General features: G+C 69.0%; 1 protein-coding gene and 1 pseudogene. Both read left to right on the top strand.

Annotation, left to right across the window (positions count from 1 at the left end; all coding sequences use genetic code 11):
• Positions 1-283: pseudogene (locus tag MFF42_RS26095) on the top strand (AraD1 family protein); the annotation flags it as partial.
• Between the two features lie 2 nt (positions 284-285).
• Entirely contained in the window at positions 286-1,224 is a 939-nt protein-coding gene (locus MFF42_RS26090) for a Gfo/Idh/MocA family protein (protein WP_238258857.1), read from the top strand.
• Positions 1,225-1,539 lie beyond the last annotated feature (315 nt).

The following is a 1,539-nucleotide window of genomic DNA, read 5'->3' as shown; positions in this document are numbered from 1 at the left end:
GCGCGACGGCGCCGTGCTCTGGGAGAAATCCTTCCTCTCGGGCGAGGCGAACATGTCCCACACCATCGCCAATCTCGAGCACCATCACTTCAAATATGCCGCCCACCGCCGCCCGGGCGACCTGCACGTCCACTTCTTCGGCACCGCCACCCTGTCCTTCAGCGAGGGCGTCACGACGCGTCCCGGCGACGTGTTCGAGATCGAGGCGGCGCCCTTCGCCCTGGCGTTGCGCAACCCTCTGGCCGTCGCCCCCCACACCGATGTCGCCGTGAGGAGCCTGTGATCATGGCGGCCCACGAGACGCCGATCCGCATCGGGCTGGTGGGCCTCGGCAAGATCGCCCGGGACCAGCACCTGCCGGTCATCGCCGCCTCGCCCGACTTCACCCTCGCGGCCGTGGCGAGCCGCAATGCCGGGCTCGACGGGGTGCCGAACTACCCCAGCCTCGCGGCGATGCTCGCCGCGCCGATCCTGCTCGACGCGGTCACCCTGTGCCAGCCGCCGCAGGCCCGCTTCGGGGCCGCGCGTGCGGCGATCGAGGCCGGGCGGCACGTCTTCCTGGAGAAGCCGCCCGGCGCGACGCTGGCCGAGGTGGCGATGTTGCGCGACGCCGCACGGGCGAACGGCGTGAGCCTGTTCGCGAGCTGGCACTCCCGCTACGCGCCGGCGGTCGAGCCGGCCCGGCGCTGGCTCGCGACCCGCCGGATCCGCGCGGTGGCGATCGCCTGGAAGGAGGACGTGCGGCACTGGCATCCGGGTCAGGACTGGATCTGGGAACCGGGCGGGATGGGCGTGTTCGATCCGGGCATCAACGCCCTGTCGATCGCCACCCATCTCCTGCCGCCCTTCTGCCTCACCGACGCGGTGCTCTCGGTGCCGGAGAATCGTCAGGCGCCGATCGCCGCCGAACTGACCTTCGCGGATGCCGACGGCACCCCGATCCGCGCGGAGTTCGACTGGCGCCAGACCGGCCGCCAGACCTGGGACATCCGGGTCGAGACCGAGGACGGCACCCTGCTCCTGTCCCAGGGCGGCAACGCGCTGGCCATCGACGGCGTCGCGCAGGGGCTGGAGCCGGAGGGCGAGTATCGCGGCCTCTACGACCGATTCGCCGAACTGGTGCGGGCGGGCGAGAGCGACGTCGACCTGCGCCCGCTGACCCACGTCGCCGACGCCTTCCTTCGCGGACGGCGCCGCCCCGTCGAAGCTTTTGAGGACGCCTGAAGGTTCGAACACTGGTCGAATTGTAACACTTATACAACATAGAAAAAAAGTAGTCGGCAGTAACTGGTCATTCACTTAACAAAAGTCAATATTGATTGGGCGGGAATGCAGAAGAGCCGATGAAGGCCGCATTCCCGGCAAGAGGGAGCAAGATCATGTCATCGTTACGCGGGGCGCTTGCCCTATGTGCTGCCATCGCCGCGGGCGGGGCACAGGCTCAGACCATGGCCGAGTCGCCCGGTCTGGATGATTCACTGCGACCGGCCGGGCGGGGCCGATCGCACCCGCATCGGTGCGGCCGGTCGCAGTGAATCA

The sequence above is a fragment of the Methylorubrum podarium genome (assembly GCF_022179745.1).
Lineage (GTDB): Bacteria > Pseudomonadota > Alphaproteobacteria > Rhizobiales > Beijerinckiaceae > Methylobacterium > Methylobacterium podarium.
Note: the sequence above shows the minus strand (reverse complement) of the source record. Positions and strands in the feature narration are given on the sequence as shown.

What these genes read in the sequence shown, in the direction of transcription:
- MFF42_RS26090 (WP_238258857.1), top strand. Translation starts at nt 286, where the DNA reads ATGGCGGCCCACGAGACGCCGATCCGCATCGGGCTGGTGGGCCTCGGC.